Raw genomic sequence first — 20,268 nt, 5'->3', positions numbered from 1 at the left:
TGGGCGGACCTGCCTGCCCGACGAGTTCAGGAAGTGCGACAGCGCCGGGGACCGGGCCGAGAGAGGCTGGCTGCCGCTCGCGCGATCCGCTGCGTACGGTGGGCGCTCTGCTCGACACCGGGGCCGTGCACCCCGGCCGCACCGCACTGAACCATCTGCGGTGCCTGGCTCGAAGCAACCGGATCCCGGCACGCTGCGTGCATGGGGTGATCTAGCCGGCCGGGCTGGCGGGCGCCGCGCCGACGGATGGGGACGTTCTCGCTGGGTACGGCCCAACGGCCGGGAATCACCGCGGCGTTGCTCGGGTATCCGGCCAGTCGTGGTGCTCGACGAGCCGGTCAACGGGCTCGGTGCGGAGGGAGTCTGTGGATCCGGCGCCTTCTTCGGGGCCTGGCGGCCGAGGGGCGCACCGTCCTGATTTCCAGTCACCTGATGAGCGAGGCGGCACGCATCGTCGATCACCTGGTCCTGATCGGCCGCGGCCGGGGCGGCCATCGGTTTACTCGCCCGGATCAGGGCATCGAGCTGTTCGCCGACGGAACGGATCTGGTCGGCGAGGACGGCAGGGACGGGACGGCGCTCTTGGCGACGTCATCCCACGCCGGCCAGGTAGGCACAACAAGGGTGGCTGGGCCCGATACCGGAAATGGTGATCGCGGGCGCCCCTGACCCTGCCGAAGCACCATCAGCTACCAGCTTGCAGCCCAGCCGCCCGACACCGGCAGTGCTTCTGCCGAGGTTCTCGACGGACTCACGCAGTCACTCGCTCAGGGATTGCCGCGAAGTTCTGCTCGCTTGCGGGGCACAGGTGCTTCAAGGGGCGCTGATCCAGTATTTCGGCTTCGGGTCTACGTCTGCTCGGTGGGCTGTTGGGCGGCCTCGCGGGCGCCCACGCTGACCAGTCCTGTCTCGTAGGCGACGATGACGGCCTGCACACGGTCGCGGAGTCCGAGCTTGGCGAGGATACGGGCGACGTGCGTCTTGACGGTCGCCTCGGCGAGGTGGAGGCGGGTGGCGAGTTCGGCGTTGCTCAGTCCTCGGGCCAGCAGGCCGAAGACCTCCAGTTCGCGCGGGGTGAGTGAGGCGAGGTCGCGGTGGAGGGCGGCGATGTCACTGCCGTGCTGGGTGAACCGTTGCACGAGGCGTCGGGTGATGGTGGGCGCGAGGAGAGCGTCGCCGGCGCGGACCGTGCGAACAGCCGCGGTCAGTTGCTCGGGGGTGACATCCTTCAGGAGGAAGCCGCTGGCCCCGGCGGACAACGCCGCGTAGACGTACCGGTCGAGGTCGAAGGTGGTCAGGATGATCACGCGGGGTTCGTCAGGGGCGTCGGTGAGGATGCGGCGGGTGGCTTCCAGGCCGTCCATCTCGGGCATCCGGATGTCCATCAGGACCACGTCGGGACGTGTGCGGCGGACCGCTTCGACCGCTTCGGTTCCGTTGGTCGCCTCGGCGACGACGTCGAAGCCGGCGGCGCCGAGGATCAGCCGGAATCCCGTGCGGACCAGGGTCTGGTCGTCAGCGAGAAGCACACGCAGCGGATCAGTCACAGTGTCTCCAAGGGGATCAGGGCCTCCACACGGTAGCCGCCGGTCAGGCGCCGGCCGGTGTTCAGGGTTCCGTCATAGACAGCGAGACGCTCGCGGAGGCCGATCAGGCCCCGGCCGCTTCCGGCGTTCGCACCCTCGCCCGGGTGTCCCCCGGCGTCGGTGACTTCCACCCGGAGCTGTTCCGGGCCGTACTCGACGGTCACGGCGGCGGTGGCGCCGGACGCGTGCTTCACGGTGTTGGTGAGGGCTTCCTGGACCACACGGTAGGCGGCGAGTTCGAGGCCGGGCGGGAGAGAACGGGGCAGGCCGGTCACGGTCAGCTCGACGGGCAGTCCGGTGTCCCGGACCCGTCCGACCAGTGTCTCCAGCTGATCCAGGCCGGGCTGTGGGGTCAGCTCCGCCGCCGTACCCGCCAGGTCTGCGCCTGCGTCCGGCTCCTCGTCCCCGTACTCGTCGGCCATGGTGAGCAGTCCCATGACGTGGCGTAGCTCGGTCATGGCCGCCCGGCCGCCCGCTTCGACGGCGAGCAGCGCCTCGGCGGCCTGCTCGGGTGAGGTTTTCATGATCGTTCGGGCGGCGCCCGCCTGGATGACCATCACGCTGACGTTGTGCGTGACGACGTCGTGCAGTTCGCGGGCGATCCTGGCCCGCTCGTGCTCGACGGCCCGGCGCAGCGCCTCAGCCTGTTCGTGTTCCAGGGCGGAGAGCCGGCTGCGGCCCTCGTCGGTTCGGAGTTTCCAGGTACGCAGGCCGACGGCGGCGACGGCCATCGGGGCCAGGATCAGCAACGCGATGTACTCGTTGGGGACGATCGGTGTCACCGAGTTCCCCGCGGTGCCGACCAGGACGACCGACACCGGCAGCGCCGCCAGGGTCGCCACCCGGTACGGGCTGTAGACGGCGGCGCTGTAGACGGCGATGACGAACGCGTAGAAGGTCAGCCGCAGGACGCTCTGCGGTGTCGCCAGTGTCGCGGCGGTCACGATGCACAGCACGGCGAGCGGGTAGCGGCGACGCAGCGCCAGGGCACCCGAGGCGATGCTCGCGAGGGTCACCATGAAGGCCATGCCGCCGAGGCCGGACGGGCGCGGCACGACGCGCTCCACGCCGGGTGCGATCTCGCGCACCACTACGTTGCCGACGTTGTCGATGCCGTAGTAGATGGTGATGATTCCCAGTGCCAGCGCCACCAGCACGTCGAACTGCCAGGCGCGCCGGGTGGGGCGCAGCGGTGGACCGCTCGGAAGCCTGGCGTCGCGGAGAGTGCGGCGGACGAGATCCCGCAGCCGCTCCACCTCGGTGCGTACGTTCATCACCGGCTCATTGTCGCCGCGGCGTGGACCTGCGGAGTCCGTCCTGGTGGTCATTGCCACCGCCCCGGATACATCACCTGCCTACATCGCAGGGATGACGCTGTTGCGGGCTCATCCCGACGTGGTACCGCAATGGGTTCGGGCGGGCGACGCGTGCGAGCCCGGCTCGCTCCTAGCGTTCACGCAGCCAACTGCCTGTACCGAAGGAGCCTTTCATGACCATGCCGGTGATCGAACTGCGCGAGGTGAACCGCCGATACGACGACGGTCCGCCTGCTCTGCACGGGGTGTCGCTGACTGTGCAGCCCGGAGAGGCCGTAGCGATCCTGGGCCCTTCCGGCAGCGGCAAGTCCACGCTGCTCAATCTGATCGCGGGCCTGGACCGGCCCGATGCGGGGACCATCACTGTGGATGGCGTGCGGGTGGACCAGTTGAGCGAGGCCGGATCGGCGCTCTACCGGCGGTCCAGGATCGGGATGGTCTTCCAGTTCTTCAACCTGCTCGACGATCTGACCGTCACCGACAATGTCGTACTGCCCGCGCGTCTGGCGGGTATGGCGCGCGGCGAGGCAGGCAGCCGGGCGGCGGAACTCCTTCAGCTGCTGGGCGTCGACCGGCACGCCCGCGCCTACCCGGGGCGGCTGTCGGGCGGCGAGCGGCAGCGCGTCGCAGTGGCCCGCGCGTTGATGAACCGGCCGGCTCTGCTCCTGGCCGACGAGCCGACCGGGGCCCTGGACACGGCCGCCGGAGAAGACGTCAGCAGGCTGCTCACCGACCTCAATGCGGAAGGCCAGACCGTCGTCGTGGTCACCCACGACCTGGCTCTGGCCCGGTCCTGCACGAACCGTACGGTCCGGATCGCCGACGGCCGGATCACCGAAGACATCCGGTTCCAGGCCGCCGCAGAAGCCACCACCTCGGAAGCCGCCTCCTCGGAGGCCGTCCGATGAGCGTGCTCGGCAAGGTGGTGCGCTCGGGGGTGGGGCGACGCCGGGTGCAGACGCTGGCGATCGGGCTCGCCACGATGATGGCGGTGGCCGCCTCCGTCCTCGGCGGCTCGCTGCTCGTGGTGTCCGGCGCCCCCTTCGACGACGCCTTTGCCAAGCGGCACGGGGCGCATCTGTCCGTGCAGTTCGACGCGGGCGAGGTGGGTGCCGGGCAGCTGTCAAAGTCCGGACATGCCGAGGAGGTGAGCAGTGCGGCCGGGCCGTTCCGTACGGCGACGGTCACCCCGCGGTCGGACGGGGCGAGCCCGGGCTGGCCGATGACCGTGGTCGGGCGGGGCGATCCCGGCCGGGATGTGGACGAGGTGACACTGCTCGAAGGACGGTGGCCCACGCACTCCGGCGAGATCGTGCTGTCCGCCGATTCCTCGCTCATCCCGACCATGGGCATGGAGCTCGCTTTCTCCCAGCCGTCCGGCGGTCCGACGCTGACGGTGGTCGGTGTGGCCCGCTCGGTCACGCAGACCGCGGACGCCTGGGTGGTTCCGTCCCAGATGCCGGCGCTCACCGCGCCCGGCAGCGGCGGCTATCAGATGCTCTACCGCTTCACCGATGCGGGCACCGCCGCGCAGATCACCGCGGGCGGCAGGGCCGTGACGCGCTCCCTGCCGCATCGAGCGCTCGTCGGCGAACAGTCCTGGCTCACGGTCCAGAAGAGTGCCGCGCGCGACACCGCCCTCTATGTCCCGTTCCTCATCGCGTTCGGTGCCCTGGGCCTGGTCATGTCGGTGCTCATCGTCGGCAATGTCGTCGCGTCGGCCGTGGGCAGGGGAACGCGCCGCATCGGCATCCTCAAGGCCGTCGGCTTCACCCCTGCCCAGGTCGTGCGGGCCTACGTGGGCCAGGCGCTGATCCCGGCGGCTGTCGGCACGTCCGTCGGTGTCCTCGCCGGCCACCTGCTCGCCGTCCCCGTACTGGCCGAGACCGGGGAGGTCTACGGCACCTCGTCCCTGACCGTCGTCCCCTGGGTCGACCTGGTGGTGATCGCCGGGGCGCTCGGCCTGGTGTCGGCGACCGCGTGGGCGAGTGCCCGGCGGGCGGGCCGGCTGCGTACGGTCGATGCGCTCGCTGTCGGGCGTACCGCCTCGGCGGGGCGCGGCCGGTGGGCGGCCCGCCTGGCCGGACGGCTGCTGTTGCCGCAGCCGGTCGCCCTGGGCCTGGCCCGGCCCTTCGCGCGGCCCGCCCGTGCGTTGGCCATGGGCACGGCGATTCTGTTCGGCACCATCGCCGTCACGTTCACCGTGGGGATGGGCGCCTCGCTCGGCCAGGTGATGAAGGCCAAGGCCCACGACGCCGCCGATGTCGTCGTGCCCGCGCCCCTGCCGGACTTCGGACCCCAAGGCCCTGGTGCCGGGAAGCAGCCCGAGGCCGATCCCGCTGAGGTCGCCGCGACCATCGGGGCCGCCGCCGGAACCGGGAAGTACTACAGCGCGGCGACGGTACGGGCGACCGTGTCCGGCCTGGCCGGCACCATCGACGTGATCGCCTTCACCGGCGACGCTTCCTGGGGCGGCTACACGATGGTCTCGGGCCGCTGGATCGACAGGCCCGGCGAGGCTGTGGTCCCGACCGCTCTTCTGGCCGCCACCGGCACCCGCATCGGCGATTCCGTAACGCTGAACGGCATGGCCGAGCCGGTCACGGTCCAGATCGTCGGTGAGGTCCTCGACCCTCGTCACGACGGCATGCAGGTCTTCACCGACGCCTCGAACCTCGCGGCCGCGCATCCCGACCTGACGGAGACGAGCCATCACATCACGGTCATTTCAGGCACCGACGTGACCCGCTACGTCGACGCGCTGAACAGAGGCCTGGAACCGCTGGGAGCCACCGCTCGGACCGGCGGGCTCCACGCCGGCGGCGACATGGTCGTCACGCTCAACACGCTGTCCATGATCCTCACGCTGATGCTCATTGCCATCGCCGCACTCGGCGTGCTGAACGGCGTGCTGCTCGATACCCGCGAGCGCATCCGGGAGATCGGTGTCCACAAGGCGCTCGGCATGACCCCCTGGCAGACCATCGCCATGGTCATCACCTCGGTCGTCGTGACCGGACTGGTCGCGGGTGCTCTGGGCGTGCCGCTCGGCGTGGTCCTGCACAGTTGGGTCATCCCTGCGATGGGCGACAGCGCGCGGCTCCGCTTCCCCGCGTCCGTCATCGCCGTCTACCACGTGGCGGAACTGCTCCCGCTCGCGCTGGGCGGCCTGCTCATCGCCACCCTGGGTGCGCTCCTGCCCGCCGGCTGGGCCGCCAGGGCCCGAACCGCCACGGCTCTGCGCAGCGAGTAAGGGGTCGGGTTCAGAACTCGGGTTCAGAACTCGTGCCGACCGATCTGCTCCGCATGGAGCGGTGCAGATCGGTCGGTTACCGGGTGTGGCCGGGCGTACGTCCCGGACAAGTGGCGCTGCTGGCCATCGACATGCGGGAAGGACTCGTGCGGCCGTCCGGAATTCGCCCTGCGGTTCCTCCCGCACGCCCACAACCGACTGGTACGGGGCGGGCCCCGCCGAGGTATGGCCCCATGTGCCACCATCCCGGCGGGGCTCGGGAAGCACGAGCCGTTCGAAGTACGGATCACGGCGGTGGAAGCCGCGCTCGATCTCCGCACACACCAGGCAGGGACCTTCCCTCGCCACGCCTCCTGCCTTCATCAGCGCAGCGCGGGCCGGAGCGGAAGTGCTGCCCGGTCGATCCGCCAGGCCGCGATCACCGCAATCATCGACGGCAGCGAACGCATCACAAAGACCAGCCTCGGCCAGATCGGCCAGGTTGAAGGGGAACCGGGCGGTGGCAACCAGGTTCGACAAGCGCGCGGTACGTCTCGGGGTAACCATTCCCATCGCCGCACGAGTGGCTGTGCCCCGCTGGAAGTGCCGGCCTCGCGTACCGCCCTGGCAGTGACAGACTGGGCAACGTGACCGCGTATCCCAGGATCGGCTCCGTCTGGGCCTTCCGGTATCCAGACGCTCCGCAACACGACCACGAGTTCCGGGTGACCGGGGTGTTCACGAAAGACGGTGTCGCGTACATCGAGTCTGAGCGGCTCGACAGCGGCGCACTCCACAGGGGGCGACTTGACAACTCCCTTGACCATGCGGAGCCCGTCGGCACCGACCAGGCCTGTCCGACGGGTCGCTCGGGGATGCATCACGACTAGCCCGCAACCACGGAATCGCCCCTGACCACCTGGGCAAGGTTCAATGCCGGAGTGGTCACCTGGGTGGATATGCATGATTGCTGGTTTGAGGTCGGTCGTGTTCCGAAGCTCTTGGAGCAGGTCGAGCATGACGACGACCCAGCAGCGTGGAAGGAACTGGGATGGCGGCTCGTTCTCGAGCATGACTTGGTGTCCCCGGCCAGTTTCGCTGCCCTGCCGCGTCTGGTGCGGCTCACGCCGCGCAGCGCGAAGGCGCGGCACCTGGCGGGGGAGATTCTCGAACGTGCAGCAGGGCACCATAGTTGCGACGATCTCCTGGCGGATTGTGCCGGCGCCATTGCGGAGTTCCGCGAGGTGCTGGGTCGGCACCTGCGGTCGAGGCCGGCTGACTTCCTCGTGTCCTTGCGTGCCCTGCTCGCGGTCGAGGAGGAGTACCACTGGGCGGTGGTCCTTGGCGACTTCGAGGATGACTTCTACCCCTTGGCGTGTCCGCACTGTGAGGTCGGGGTCAGGATCGCCATCGGCAACTACGGGAAGTACTCAGCGGTGCAGGACTGGAACCTGGGTGATGTGGAACGAAGGGATTTGCGGCCGTTGGCCGCCGAGAAGCTGACCGGAGCTGGCAGGTGGATGTTCGAGATGGCCGTCCACGCAGGTCAGACGGTACTCGCCGACGGAATTTCTCATCTATTCGGACGTGCGGAATGCCCGCTCTGTGCCAGCGTTTTCAACGTCGCGGACGAGTACACCTCCGCCAACCGTCCGGTCATGGGATAAGCCGACGCGTGGATCGCCTTGAGAACGGCGGCCGGCGTTCGGCGCGCTCCACCGCCGGCGCACCCGCCACAAGCCCCTCGGAGCGGCCCGGCCGGGTGGAGCCCCCGTACCCGGCAGCCGCTGACTGTCAGAGCCCGTGCCTAGGCTGTCCGCAAGGAACCGATCAAGGAGCGGGACAGTGCGGATAGAGCGTCACCAGGTGGGCGGGGCCGTCGTGTCGGCAGCGCGCGAGGACTTCACCAACCGGATCGGGGGTCAGGTGCGGTCGATGTCGCGGGCCGGCCGGATGGCCACCTACGAATGGCAGTCAATCGCCGACGAGTTCCTCGACTACCTGGGTGCCCTCTCCGTCGAGATACCCGACCTCGACACCCCGGAGGCCGAGGCCGTCCTCAAGGACGCCTCCGAAGCCGCTGCCGGCGCCGTCGCCTACGCCGCATACCACCCGCACTGCAGCTTCCAGGTCTTCCTGGATTACGTGAACTTCGGCATGAGCTACGAACCGGGCGAGGATGCTCCCGAGGAGAGCGTCACGCCCGGGGAGTGGATCGACGCACTGTGCCTGTCGGTCCTCAGGGACAGAGCAAAGTGGCACGGCGAGGCATTCTCCTTCGCCCGGGGGAAGTTCGCCGGGCAGGCACAGGGAACGCCCCTCGGCGAGCTCGCCACAGGATTGACGGCCGTGGTTCTGGACGACACCGGCGACGACGAGGAGTACCCGCCGAGCGCACAGGCCAAGATCGCCGCAATCGACGCGGCCCTGGATCGCATCCGTACCCGCGCCGGGCAGACCGGTGAGCCCCTCCTGGACCGGACGGACAGCGTGGCGCTGCGCACGCTGCGCGCCCTGGCCGCCGAGGACCGGAAGGCCTTCGATGCCGCGCTGGCCGACCTCCTGGCCGGGCACGCCACCCTGCACGGCCCCTCGGCCTCTCCGAGTTCTCTCCTACCGCTTGTTCCCATCGCCCTCGCCGCGCTCGCCTACCGGACACTGGGCTGGGTTCCGGCTGCCCGCACCGATTACCTCCCGCACGCTCTGATCACCGGCTTCGAGGCCCAAGGCCCGCGGGTCGCGGGGTTCGGCCGGAACCGGCGGTCGGACGCGGTCGCCGCGCTCGCCGCGGGCCCGCTGGTGGTGGAGCGGCCGGCCTGCGAGCGGACGGTGCCCCCGCAGGTGGAGGCCCTGTACGAGAAGCACGTCCAGGAGGCGTTCACCGCCGTCGACGGAGAACCCCTCGACGTCTGGCGGCTCAGCAGCGTCATGAGCGACCAGGAGCGACTTTTCAAGTGGCGCGCGGAGGGCTCCGGCCATGTGACGGACGCCCAGCTCGCGAACCTCAAGCTGGCCTCCCGGGCGGGTGCGGCGCTGTTCCGCATCGCCCTCGCGGAGCCGGGCACCGAGGCCGAGGTGACCGTCGACGGCCGCGCACTGCGCTACCGGGCCGAGCGCGGCGAGAAGGCCGGCGCCGGCAACTGGCAGAAGGCCACTGCTTTCGCCCTCATCACCGGCGCACGCGAGGACCTCGCCCCGCTGGTCCTCACCGGTCCTGCCTTCGCACAACCGGACGGCTCCGCCTTCAGCGCGTACCTCGAAGCCCTCCACGCCTACCTGAAGGGTGCCGATCCCGAAGCGGCCGCGCAGCGGGCGTTGCAGCAGGCCGAGAAGGCCAAGGACTGGGGCTTCGCCATGCCGCCGACCGTGCTGCTGTCGCAGCTCGTGGAGGGCGACGAGGAGAGTTTCAACCTGGCCCTGGCCGACGCGCTCGAAGCCCACCGCGACTACTACCAGGTCGCCGACCGCGCCGACGATCCGGACGCCTTCATCAACCTCGACATCCTCGCCCTGGCCTGCCACGCTCGCCGTCGCGGCTGGGAAATCCGCGTCAAATCCCCCTACCTTCCGCAGAGCCTCCTCCGGGCCGCAGAACCTTTCTAGGAAGGCGTCCACAACAGAGCGCTCCAGCCTGCCCTTCAACTCCGCGGCGGGGGCCCGCTGGAGCCCATGCCGAAATCGTCCAGGCGAGGAAGCCCCTCGCCGGGCCCGCGACACCACCTTCGTGGGATTCGCCCAACCCTCGGCGTCAGCGCCCGGACGGTCTGCCGGCACCCCCTCGACCGTTCCCAACCGGCTGACACCGCGAAACCGCCCGCCCAAGGCTGCCCGCCGCGGCGGCGAAGTCCCCACTCTCGGCCCGGGCGCGAGAGCTGGGCGGGCGTGCGGGTGGCCCACATTTCCCAGGGCCCGCGAGCCCCGGCACGGCAATGGCGGCCGCACCGCTCACCCCCGCCGCCGCGTTCCCCACCGGCACTGCGGAGGCTGCCTCGTAGGAGCAGCGCGACCAGTACGCGGGCGAAGGCCGGGCGGCGCTTCTCGGTCCCGCAGCCGAGCCGCTGTGCACTCTCGCAGCCGGCCACGCGGACCTCAAACCGAAAAGCTCCTGTCGCCGCGGCGACAGGTCGCGTGCGAAAACCTGCGGCTGGAGGTCGTGTGCTGAGGCCTGGCCGGCACCAGGTCCGGCTCCATCCTCCTGGCTGCGCAAACCTGCGCACCTGCACCCGCACCCGCACCCGCACCCGCACCCGCCAACCGTCTCGCCATCCCGGTCGAGTTCACGAACACCGACCCGGCGCAGCACCGGAATGACAGACGGTTACGGAATCCCACTGGGCCGGGTCCTGGCCAGAGCGAGCTGCCATGACTCGCCACCTCTCGCACCGGCCCAGGACGTGGATGAGGGCTCCCGAACCGAAGAACGCCGCGACCGCGAGGAGCACCAAGAGCTTTGCCCAGTTCATGGCGCATAGGGTCAGGAGAGCATGTCTGCCGGAGGAACGCAGCCGCTCTCTGTCGCGCCCCAGGTCGTTACCCACCGGTGCCCGGCCCGGTCCCGGAACGTGCACTTCTCGGCCTCCACGATGGGTAGGATCACGCCGCGCGCCGAGCAGGCGGTTCGAGCCGTGGCGCGCACGGCACAGACTGAACATCGGGGGTGCACGGCATGAGTACGAACGGCAATGGCTACTGGGGTCCGCCGGGCGGACCCGGACCCGGCTCCGGTGGACAGCCGGTCCCAGGTCCCGGCCGGCAGCCCTACGGACACCCCCCGTACCCCGGCGGTCCCGGCGTGGGGCCCTACCCGCCGCAGCCCGCGCCCGTGCCGCCGCAGGGGTACCCGGGGCCGCCGCAGAACTGGGGCCCGTACCCGCCACAGCCGCACGGCGGAGGCCCGCAGCCGCCGTTCCCGCGCCCGCCCCGGCCGCTGCTGACGCGCAGGCAGCAGATCCTCAAGTGCGTCTACAACCCGTTCTACGCCGCCCAGCGGGCCTTCCGCCCCTCGCGCCCGGATGCCGTCGAGGACCTGACGGTGCGCAAGATCCAGATGTGGCGGACCGGGCTCGGCATCACCGCCTGGCTCGTGCTGGTCATGTCGTACAAGCCGGTCGACACCGCCGAGGACGTCGAGACCATCGCGGGCGACAAGTTCGACCAGAGCTGGATCAGCACACTCGTCCTCGTGTGCGCCTTCCCGTTCGTGATCGCCCTGTTCGCGTTCGCCGCGCAGGGTGCGCTGCGCGGGCTCTACCTGCGTCGTTCCCTGAAGTCCTTCGGGACGGTGGCGGCTCTGATGGGGTCCATGGCGACGTTCCCCCTCGCCGTCGCGCCCGACCCGGAGACCGCCGGTTTCCGCGACGCCATCGGGACCCCCGGCATGGTCGTCCTCATCACCCTCTGCGCGTGGTCGCTTGGCTTCGCCCTGTACGGGATCGTGCTCTGTCTCATGCACGTGTTCCGCACCGCCGACATCCACGAGGTCCTGCCGCCGATCCTCGCCACCTTGCTGGTGTGGGTGATGGCCGCCCTTGATGTGATCAACAACGAGAACGCCGAGGTTCCCGTCCTTGCCCGGATCGTGTTCCTGCTCGGCGCTCCGGTGTCGGTGACGGTGTTGTCGTGCTGGGAACTGTACCGGCTGCGAAAGTACTACAACCTGACTGTGCGACAGGCCCTCGGCCGCTAGGTCATCTCCGCGTCGCCGAGCTCTGCCAGGAGCGATGCGCGGGCGGTGAGTGCTGGTCTTCGGGTCAATGTCGCCGCACCAGGCGGTGGTCACCCGGAGGAGTTCGTGGCCGCAGCCGTAGCCGCTGGGGATCGGATACGCGATCCAGATGATGCGCAGGGCGGTGCCGAGGCCGGCGAGGTCGTCGGTCGACCACACGCGGAGCGTCCTCCCTTCCAGGGCGGCGCGGATCTCGTCGAAGGCCCGGTCCGGTTCGACGGCATCGTTGGGAACGCCCTTGGAACGGGGCGGGACGAGGTGCAGTCGGATGGTGATCAGGGCTTCGCCGGCAGGGGTGAGTGCGGTCTGGTGTGCGGCTGAGGGTATGTGGCGGCGGCCTGCGGGGTGGTGCCGCGGTGGGTGTATGCGGTGTGCGGAAGTCGTCGAGGAGCTCGGCGGCCTGGCGCTGGACGGAACGGAGGCGCCCGATGTGTACGCAGGTCCGACACACTGCCCAGCCCGCTGTCACCCCGTACGGTGCAGAGCTGGTCAGGGCGGGCCCGCATTCGTCGCACATCCTGTCTGCGGGCCGCCACCATCGACGAAGTCCACCAGGCACTTCGCCAGCTGCGCAAGGCTGCCTCGGGACAGCCGGTCGACGTCGACGCGGTTCATGAGCGGTTGACCGAGGTGGGCTTGTGCCACTCCGAGGACCAGGACCCGGAGCGGCACATCGTGTCCCAGTCGGCCTACGCGGCTGCGGCCTGGCTGCGGCTGCTGGCGGGGCGGAAGCTGCGTACCACGGCAGATCTCGAAGGCGACGACCAGGAACTGGTGGCCGTCGTTCGCCCCATCGGCGTTCACACGAATCGTCGACCTCCTGGCCTGGACCCGGTCAAACCAGATGTATTTTCACTGGGAGGACGCCATCGCCGATCCTGAGGACTGCGATCTTCCGGCCGCGATACACGAGCTCCGGGCGATGCACGTGGAGATCAGCGGCTGGTGATCACCCTGGGCGCTGGAGCTGCCACCGCGCTTGTTCTGGCTGTTGAACCCGCGAGAACATGCTTCCTTACAGAAAACCTGGTCCTCGTGCGGCGGCCGGCCGCGGACTCGGAGGCCGAGTTGTTTGCAGCAGCCGAGTAGGTTCCCCACGCCGAGACAGTGATGCGTGGACTCGGTGATGCACGAACTTCGCATCGTGATTCGAGCATCTGATTCCGCTGAGTGAGTGATGACCTTTCGATTCCTTGACGATCTGATCGACCTCAGGCGCCACCGGCTTCGGCACACCCAAAAAGGTCTGGAGCACACGTCTGGCGGCGTCACCCACGCCCCCAGCAAGCCGGCCTCGGGCGATTTCAACGGCGCCGATAAGCTCGACACCGGTGTCCTCTACCGCGCTGGAACCACTGCCGCCGGCCGCCGGATCGGCTCCTGTTCACCTTCACCAACCGCCCTAGCAGGTCGGCGGCTTGCTCATGCGATCATACGGGCGGCTCTCGACAGGCCGATGCACAGTCAACTGATCAGACGGCCGGGCCATCGGCAATCGAGCAAGGGAGTGCGGTGTGAGCGGGGCTGGGGGGGGCAGGACAGGTCGTCCGTGTCCGAAGAGGAGTGGGAGCGGTTCCTCCGTGAATCGGTGACGGGTGCGGCCGGGGCACCTGTGGAGCCTTCGGCGCGCGCCCGTGAGGTGGAGCGGCGGCTGCGTGACCGCTCCGGGCAGCCGGAAGGCTGGCGTACGTACTCGCCGGCCCGGCCCCGACGCAGGACAGGCTGGTACGTGACTGGGCTGGTGGCAGTCCTGGCACTCCTTGTCGTGGCGCTCTTCCCACAGCAGGTGGTCGGCTGGTTCGGTGGCGACGACGGCGGGCAGGACGGGGTGCCGCTGGCTGCCGAGTCAGAAAGCCCGCGGAAGGCTCCCGGCGCCGAGCGGGATCTGCGCCCTACCCTCGCCGAACCCTTCCGGGGTTCGCCTGCCGCCCGCTGGGCCGACGGAGCGGCAGGGATCACGGTGCCACCGGCCAAGGCGACCGGTTGGATGGACGCCGCCCAGGTCGAGCGGGCACTGCGGCAGAGCAGGGACTTTCTGGTGGCCGCGGGGCTCGACTCCCGTGTGCTGCACGGCGAGCGGCCCACGAAGGCGATCGCGCTGCTGAACCCGCATCAGAAGGACGTCCAGGAGTATCTCCGTACCGCCCTGTCCTCGGCAGAGCCTGCTGACAAAACCGACCCGCTGCTGTTGTTCAGCCGTTTCAAGCCGGAGCAGTCCCGGCTGGTCGGTGACGTGGTCAAGACACGGGGCCGTCTCACGTACCGGGAAGGGAAACAGGGGGCGGTGGAGGTATCGGCGGACGTCACCTTCGTGTACCCGGTCACCCCGGCGGGCGACGACGGACAGAACGCCGAGGTCGTCCGTACGATCGTGCGACGCCAGGTGGTGATGAGTTGGGACGACCCGGCCAAAGTCATCACCGAACCGGGCACGATGTCCCTTGTCTCGTACGCGCTCGACATGACCAACGGCGGCTGCTCCGCCCCGACCGGCTACTTCGTGCCACCTTTCGGCACGGCCGACGAGCAGCCCGCCGGCGAGGCCCGCCTGGTCGATCCGTACGACCGCAGCAAGCCCATCGACACCAGCAACGGGACGACGGCCGCGGGTAACAGCTGCGCGACCGCCACCCGCTCCTAATCTTCTGAGTCGGGAATTCCGTTCAGATCTGCAGGCCTGTCCTATGACACGGATCGGCTGCCGAAGGCCTAGTTGACGCTGTCTGGCGAGGAGCGGGCCGATCTCGAGGGGGGTGCGGCGCCGTTCGACACCGCAGGCGTGGTCCCTGCGGTGTCGGATCGTCCTGGCCTGCGCTCAAGGTGCCTTGAACAAGGACGTGGCCGCCCAACTCGGGTCCACACCCCATGCGGTGGGCCGCTGGCGGGCCCGGTTCGGGCAGTATCGAATCGCCGGGCTGGGTGACCTCGACAAGGTCCACGACATCGTCGGCCTCTGCCTGGACCCGTCTGAGAGAGCTTTGGTGTTCTGCGTCGACGAGAAGTCGCAGATCCCCTGTTCACCGCCCAGGAGGAGGCAACCGGCAAGGTGATCGGTTCCCTGCACCGCCGCCACCGCACCGAGGAGTTCAAGAAGTTCTTCGTCAAGCTCGACAAGAAAATCCCGGCTGGCCTCAGGCGCTCATTCGTGCACGCTGCACCGAGGAGGACGACCGCATCACTGCCGTGACCTTGCGTCGCCGGTCCGGACTGCTCCTGAGAGGTCTGTACCGACCCGCCCTGAACCTGTGATCGACTCCGGTGGAAGGTAAATCCGCTCGACAGCACCCCTCGGCACCCGGCAAAGTGGCCGTCCGTGACGAGCAGTGAGCTGTGGACCCGCGCGACCGCCGACCGCTACGACGCTGAAGAGACCGAGATGTCCTCGGCCGCCGTTCTCGGACCGACTCTCGCCTTCCTCGCTGAGCTCGCCGGAGACGGCCGGGCACTGGAGTTCGCCATCGGGACCGGACGGGTGGGCGTCCCACTCCGGGAACGTGGCGTGCCGGTAGTGGGCATCGAACTGTCTGAGCACATGGCAGCGGTGCTGCGGCGCAAGATCGACGAGGACACGCTCCCGGTAGCCGTCGGGGACATGACTTCCACCGTCGTCCCCGGCGAGTTCAACCTGGTCTATCTCGTCTACAACACCATCACGAATCTGCTCACGCAGGACGAGCAGGTCGAGTGCTTCCGCAACGCCGCACGTCATCTGGAGCCCGGCGGCCGATTCGTCATCGAGCTGGGTGTACCGCCGCTGCGGCTCCTGCCGCCTGGCCAGGTCGCGGTGCCGTTCGACGTCTCCGAGCATCATCTCGGCTTCGATACCTTCGACCTGGTCGAGCAGATTCTCGTCTCGCACCACTTCACCCGCGAAGGCGACGACGGCCGCTACCGCCGTAGCAACTCCCGGCACCGGTACGCCTGGCCGGCTGAGCTCGACCTCATGGCACGGATCGCCGGGTTGGAGCTGGAGCGTCGCGTTGCGGACTGGGACGGAGCGCCGTTCACCCAGGACTCCGCGAAGCACATCTCCGTGTGGCGCAAGCCAGCCTGAGATCGGCCTCCGGGCCTCGGAAGTTCAGGCGTCGCCAGCAGGTCAGTGCACCAGGGGATCAGTGCAGGGCATTGATGCCGAGCACCGTTGCCTCCCAGGCCGATGCTGCGGCGGTGACACCCGGCTGACGGGGTGCCGGTGAGGATCAGGCGGTTGGCCGCCGGGCGGTCGGGCCCGATCGCCCGAGACGGCTCGTCTCCCGAGTTCTCAACGACGAACCGACAGTGCTGGTCCGGTCCGGCGGGCAGTCGGTGTCTTGCGGGGAACTACCTCGCGCTCAGCACGGCGCCCCAAATGACGAGTCGCCCCGGGCGCGAACGCTCGGGGCGGCGAGGGCCTCCGTGCCTGGTCCTCACCTCGACTGAGACGTGGTGCTTCCTGTCGTCCCGGTCAGTCCAAGAGCTGTGCGCCCTGGACTGCTTCGCGCTCAGCCGTGAACTCGTCGAGGAGTTCACAGGACCTTGATCGCGTGCCGCTCGTCCTCAGGCCGAAGGTCCCAGATGTCGTCCCAGCCATTCGGGAAGGCTACGTGGAGGACCTGGCCGGGCCAGGCGTGGCTGCAGGCGCGTCCGCGACGGGCGACGAGCCAGTCAGTCGTGCCAGCCGGTGAGCCCATATCCACCATGCCGGAGGGCGTGCTGGTCATAGCCGGTCAGGAACGCGGCCAGCAGGTGGAAGGTCTTTCCGACGAACGTGCCGGGCCGTTGGCCGACGCAGGCGAAGTACTCGCGTTCGGTCATTTCCGACAGTGGTTTCATATGCGTTCTCCCCTCGCGATCACCGCCGACCTTTCAAGGCCCGACCGACCGCCCGGGGTCTCTCTCCCCCCTCCGCCCCGGACCTCATCGGACAGAGCAATTGTCAAGACCTGCGGATTGGAGCCGCACCGACCCAACGGTGGTAGGAATCCACGTCGACATTGCTGCCGCACACGATGGTGACTACGTGTCGGCCGGCGAAGCGGTCACGGTCTTCGAGGAGCGCCGCGATGCCGAGCGCGGCCGACGGTTCGACGACGAGGCCGGCGTGGTCGAGGAGCGCCCGCATACCGGCGATGATCGACGCCTCCTGGACCAGGACGGCGTCGTCAGCGACCAGGAGGAGGTCGTCCAGGACGGCCGGGATGGGACGCCGGCCGGCTACGCCGTCGGCGATGGTGTTGGTCGAGTCGGTAGTGACGACACGTCCTTGGTGCCACGAGTGTGTCAGCGCCGGTGCCCCCAGCGGCTGGACGCAGATCACCTCGACTTCGGGTGCCAATGCCTTCACCACATGGCCCACGCCGGTGGCCAGCGCCCCGCCGCCGAGAGCAATCAGGACGGTGTCGAACGACGGCGCGGTGTCCATCAGTTCCAGACCGATGGTCGCCGCGCCTTCGCAGGTCTCGATGTCCAGGCTGTCTTCGAGCAGCCGGATACCGTCGTATCGTGCGATGGCGGCCGCCCGCTCGCGCGCCGTCTCGTGGTCGCCGTCCACCAGCTCCAGCCTGGCGTCCAACGCGCGGATGCGATCAAGCTTGGCCACAGTTGCAAAGCGGGATGCCACGACGGTGACGTCGAGCCCCCGGCCGCGACCGGACCAGGCGAGGGCTTGGCCAAGGTTGCCCGCGCTGGCGCACACCGCGGCCGGCGAGCCATTGTCGGCGAGCAGGCTCGCGAATACCTCGGTGCCGCGGGCCTTGAAGCTGCGGACCGGGTTCGCCGTTTCGAGCTTGATGCTCACCGTGCATCCGAGACTGGACTCCAGTGCCTCGCAGCGGTACAGCGGAGTGTCGAGAAATATCGGGTCGATCACCCGGCGAGCCGCCTGGATCCGAGCGGTGTCGAGGCGCGTCTCATGCACGACACAGCAGCCTAGCGTCACCGGCGCTGTTCCATGAGCAACTGTCATAATTTGCAGGTGATTGAGGTGCATCACGCTGCGGCGGGCTCCTCGGGGCGTTCGACGAGGTGACCGCTCTCGACGCCGTCGCCGGCGCGGACGAGGGCGAGGGTGACGAGGTGGGGTGGGGTCACCGCGCACCAGCGGGCCTGGGCGAACTCGACGAGCTTGAACACCATCGCAAGCGCCTCGGCCGGGCTGCCGGCGCCGCGAGTGTCCTGGTACAGAGGACCGCGGAGAAGGCCGACTCGATCGGGTTCGTGGTCCGCAGGTGGATCGAGTGCCCGGCCGGAAAGTCGTAGAACAACGTCCGGTGGCAGCCTGCGGAAGGCGGTTCCACATCACTGACCGACGAGGAGGAGCAGCGCGCGCGGGCAGCACTCTTCCATGAGCTCAGCAACGAGTTCGCCGATCGGGGCTGGGTCCGGTTTCCCGCGTACTCGCCGGAGCAGCGCCGGCGGCTGACCGACGTCGCGCACCGTCTCACCTCTCACTGGGGGATGCAGGTGTTCGTCGAGGCCGAGGACCAATGTGCTCTGAAGCTCTATCTCGCCGGGCACGGGATGCAGCCGGCGAACCCGCTGCTGCCGCAGGCGTAGGGTTGACGTCTGTTTGATCGTTTCTGTAAAGGCACCAGCCGCACGGGCGACCAGAACGTCTCCGGCCTCGCCGAACTCGCCCTCCAGCAGACAGTGGCACCCCCGAAGACCTGCGTGACCGTGCCCGCTACCAGCGAGACCAGGTGAGACTGGTTGCATCGGTCGGAGCAACGGATCACGATCCAGAACGCCATCCCAGAGCGCTGTGCACCACTACACCCGAGGAGAAATCGCTCCGTCCCGAAGCCCGAGCAGTCAGGACACGAGTCCGGCCCGGAGGCCGACCGCCGGTTCACCGAGGACGATCGCGCTGGTGAACAGCTCCATCATCAGGCGGTCATACTCGTCGCCCATACTCCGACAGCGCTCCTCATCGGTCTCCAAAACGATCGGGCAACCGAGGCACCGGCCTGGGTGCGTTGACCGGTCCGAACATGGTCGGCGTAGCGAACGCAGCTTTCGTCTTGAGTGAACGCGTATGTGAATCCCTTCGTGGACGTGGGCAATACCCCAGATTCGGTGTCCGGGGTCGGCTGCATGAGGAGGTGCTCGGCCGTCTCGACGAGTGCGGCCTGCTCGGCCTGACTCCGGTCTCGGCGTTCCCGATCGCGCCGGGATCGTGGTGGTGTGCCTGGGCCGGCGGCCGGTACGGCTGTTGTGGCGTGATGGTGTGGGCGGGTGCGGTCGTGGGTGCCGCAGCTTTTCGCCCGGTACGGGGATGGCTCCGGCACGTCGGCCCACTGGCCAGCCGTCCGGGGGCCGGCGGCGGGCCCGATGACGACAGCCTCCGGCCCGCATGCCCTGGCCTGCTGTCGTCCATCGTCAACAGCAGGCCGAAGCCCAGGAGGCACTGTCGGGCCCGGACTCGACCGGCGTGAGGTGCAGATCCGGAAGTACGCCGCGTCAGCTGCAGTTCACATGGGCCGCGTCCGCCGCGTGGTGCGCGTCCGTGGAGCCGTGCGAGTTCCAGTCCTTGCCGCGGTCGTGCAGCACGACCGACAGCTTCCCGCCACTGATCCTGACGTTCGGGGCCGCCACCCACTGCCCGTGGTGGGCGACCTGGTCGATCGTGAAGCTCGCCAGCTGCGCCCCGGAGGAACTACTCCCGGCGCGGACGGTGTAGTAGGACGGGGCACCGCCGACGTGCAGGATGTCGCCGGAGTTGGGAATGTGCACACTGATGCGGCAGGAGCCCGAGGTGACGGAGCCGGCGCTGAAGGACCACGTCGCATAGTTGCCCGCGTCGCTGCCGTTCCCCGACATCGGAACCGAGCGGAAACGGCCGTTGCAGCCGTTTGACGAGTAGCCCGCCGGTCGCGGTCGTCCGCAGGTCGTCGTCGTTGGAGACCTTGGACGAATCCGTGCTCGCTGTAGGAATCTCCGGAGCCCGAGCAGTGCGGGCCCGCGTAGGCGGAGAGCTGCTGGACGGTGGTGGACTTGACGGTGGATCCGGCCGCCGCTCCCCCACCGGCGGCCTTGGAGCCGGACCCCGACCTGGCGGATGCTTTGTGGCTCCCGGCGGGTGACGGTCCGTCTGCTGCCTTGCTCTTGCCCGCCGAGTCGGCGACAGCGTTGTTCTCCGGCGCGGGGGGCACCTTCGAAACCGGTCCTTTCTTGTCAGCCGGCGCCTTGCCGCCGGGAGCCTTGCCGTTGTCCTGCTCGGCGCTGGGGACGTATCCGGACGGGGAGGTGCTGGGGCCGTCGTATCCGGCGGCAGCGTTGTGACTCTTGTTGTCCTTCGGGGCGTCGCCCGACATGGCGCTGATGACGAAGGGAGCCGCTAGGCCGTGTATCGAAAGTAGATCTTGATTGTGGATGGTCATGCGCCATGACGTGTGACGCGGTCGCGGGCCACGGTCCAGCATAAAACGCCTG

At 69.1% G+C, this 20,268-nt stretch carries 18 protein-coding genes and 2 pseudogenes; 14 read left to right on the top strand and 6 right to left on the bottom strand.

What is annotated here, in order from left to right:
• Positions 1-432 precede the first annotated feature (432 nt).
• Complete coding sequence (locus tag ACFYY7_RS37965) at positions 433-669, top strand: hypothetical protein (protein ID WP_388668637.1); 237 nt, start codon at positions 433-435, stop codon at positions 667-669.
• 179 nt (positions 670-848) lie between these two features.
• On the opposite strand, the gene ACFYY7_RS37960 is transcribed toward ACFYY7_RS37965, so the two are convergent.
• Positions 849-1,547 (bottom strand): response regulator, encoded by a 699-nt coding sequence (locus ACFYY7_RS37960; RefSeq protein ID WP_388668634.1) that lies wholly within the window; start codon positions 1,545-1,547, stop codon positions 849-851.
• The gene (locus tag ACFYY7_RS37955) at positions 1,544-2,860 is read right to left on the bottom strand and encodes a sensor histidine kinase (protein ID WP_388668631.1); all 1,317 of its coding nucleotides are present in this window, start codon (positions 2,858-2,860) and stop codon (positions 1,544-1,546) included. Before ACFYY7_RS37955 ends, ACFYY7_RS37960 begins: the two co-directional genes overlap by 4 nt.
• Before the next feature lie 215 nt (positions 2,861-3,075).
• Between ACFYY7_RS37955 and ACFYY7_RS37950 the strand changes: the two genes are divergently transcribed.
• The 13 genes and pseudogenes from ACFYY7_RS37950 (at position 3,076) to ACFYY7_RS37890 (ending at position 15,913) form a co-directional block, all read left to right on the top strand.
• Positions 3,076-3,810 carry an ABC transporter ATP-binding protein gene (locus tag ACFYY7_RS37950; RefSeq protein WP_388668628.1) on the top strand — a complete coding sequence of 245 codons (735 nt, stop codon included), beginning with the start codon at positions 3,076-3,078 and terminating at the stop codon, positions 3,808-3,810.
• Entirely contained in the window at positions 3,807-6,155 is a 2,349-nt protein-coding gene (locus ACFYY7_RS37945; RefSeq protein WP_388668626.1) for an ABC transporter permease, read from the top strand. Before ACFYY7_RS37950 ends, ACFYY7_RS37945 begins: the two co-directional genes overlap by 4 nt.
• Before the next feature lie 626 nt (positions 6,156-6,781).
• Complete coding sequence (locus tag ACFYY7_RS37940) at positions 6,782-7,024, top strand: hypothetical protein (protein WP_388668623.1); 243 nt, start codon at positions 6,782-6,784, stop codon at positions 7,022-7,024.
• A gap of 51 nt (positions 7,025-7,075) precedes the next feature.
• A complete protein-coding gene (locus ACFYY7_RS37935) occupies positions 7,076-7,801 on the top strand; it encodes a hypothetical protein (RefSeq protein WP_388668620.1) in 726 nt (241 codons plus the stop codon).
• A gap of 199 nt (positions 7,802-8,000) precedes the next feature.
• On the top strand, positions 8,001-9,737 hold the full coding sequence (locus tag ACFYY7_RS37930; RefSeq protein ID WP_388668795.1) for an Imm49 family immunity protein: 1,737 nt from the start codon (positions 8,001-8,003) through the stop codon (positions 9,735-9,737).
• Positions 9,738-10,429: 692 nt separating this feature from the next.
• Positions 10,430-10,540 (top strand): annotated as a pseudogene (locus ACFYY7_RS37925) (IS5/IS1182 family transposase); the annotation flags it as partial.
• A gap of 260 nt (positions 10,541-10,800) precedes the next feature.
• Positions 10,801-11,820: a hypothetical protein gene (locus ACFYY7_RS37920; RefSeq protein WP_388668617.1), complete on the top strand. Its 1,020-nt coding sequence runs from the start codon at positions 10,801-10,803 to the stop codon at positions 11,818-11,820.
• Positions 11,821-12,336: 516 nt separating this feature from the next.
• Positions 12,337-12,741, top strand: a complete 405-nt coding sequence (locus ACFYY7_RS37915; RefSeq protein ID WP_388668614.1) for a hypothetical protein — start codon at positions 12,337-12,339, stop codon at positions 12,739-12,741.
• Between the two features lie 63 nt (positions 12,742-12,804).
• Positions 12,805-12,948 carry an Imm21 family immunity protein gene (locus ACFYY7_RS37910; RefSeq protein WP_388668611.1) on the top strand — a complete coding sequence of 48 codons (144 nt, stop codon included), beginning with the start codon at positions 12,805-12,807 and terminating at the stop codon, positions 12,946-12,948.
• A 460-nt stretch (positions 12,949-13,408) separates the two neighbouring features.
• The gene (locus ACFYY7_RS37905; protein ID WP_388668608.1) at positions 13,409-14,500 is read left to right on the top strand and encodes a hypothetical protein; all 1,092 of its coding nucleotides are present in this window, start codon (positions 13,409-13,411) and stop codon (positions 14,498-14,500) included.
• 112 nt (positions 14,501-14,612) lie between these two features.
• A complete protein-coding gene (locus ACFYY7_RS37900) occupies positions 14,613-14,909 on the top strand; it encodes a helix-turn-helix domain-containing protein (protein ID WP_388668605.1) in 297 nt (98 codons plus the stop codon).
• Positions 14,906-15,046: a hypothetical protein gene (locus ACFYY7_RS37895; protein ID WP_376624713.1), complete on the top strand. Its 141-nt coding sequence runs from the start codon at positions 14,906-14,908 to the stop codon at positions 15,044-15,046. The genes ACFYY7_RS37900 and ACFYY7_RS37895 overlap by 4 nt, the downstream gene beginning before the upstream one ends.
• Positions 15,047-15,172: 126 nt before the next feature.
• Positions 15,173-15,913, top strand: coding sequence for a class I SAM-dependent DNA methyltransferase (locus ACFYY7_RS37890; protein ID WP_388668602.1), 741 nt, complete (start codon positions 15,173-15,175; stop codon positions 15,911-15,913).
• Between the two features lie 590 nt (positions 15,914-16,503).
• Here ACFYY7_RS37890 and ACFYY7_RS37885 read toward each other — a convergent pair.
• The 4 genes and pseudogenes from ACFYY7_RS37885 to ACFYY7_RS37870 form a co-directional block, all read right to left on the bottom strand.
• The gene (locus ACFYY7_RS37885; protein WP_388668599.1) at positions 16,504-16,671 is read right to left on the bottom strand and encodes a hypothetical protein; all 168 of its coding nucleotides are present in this window, start codon (positions 16,669-16,671) and stop codon (positions 16,504-16,506) included.
• A 103-nt stretch (positions 16,672-16,774) separates the two neighbouring features.
• A complete protein-coding gene (locus tag ACFYY7_RS37880; RefSeq protein WP_388668595.1) occupies positions 16,775-17,755 on the bottom strand; it encodes a threonine/serine dehydratase in 981 nt (326 codons plus the stop codon).
• Positions 17,756-17,826: 71 nt separating this feature from the next.
• Positions 17,827-18,098 (bottom strand): annotated as a pseudogene (locus ACFYY7_RS37875) (IS256 family transposase); the annotation flags it as partial.
• Positions 18,099-19,296: 1,198 nt separating this feature from the next.
• Complete coding sequence (locus tag ACFYY7_RS37870) at positions 19,297-19,656, bottom strand: hypothetical protein (protein WP_388668592.1); 360 nt, start codon at positions 19,654-19,656, stop codon at positions 19,297-19,299.
• Positions 19,657-20,268: the final 612 nt, after the last annotated feature.

Source organism: Streptomyces sp. NPDC001933 (assembly GCF_042890955.1).
Lineage (GTDB): Bacteria > Actinomycetota > Actinomycetes > Streptomycetales > Streptomycetaceae > Streptomyces.
The sequence above is the reverse complement of the archived record's forward strand: the minus strand, read 5'-3'. Positions and strand labels throughout refer to the sequence as shown.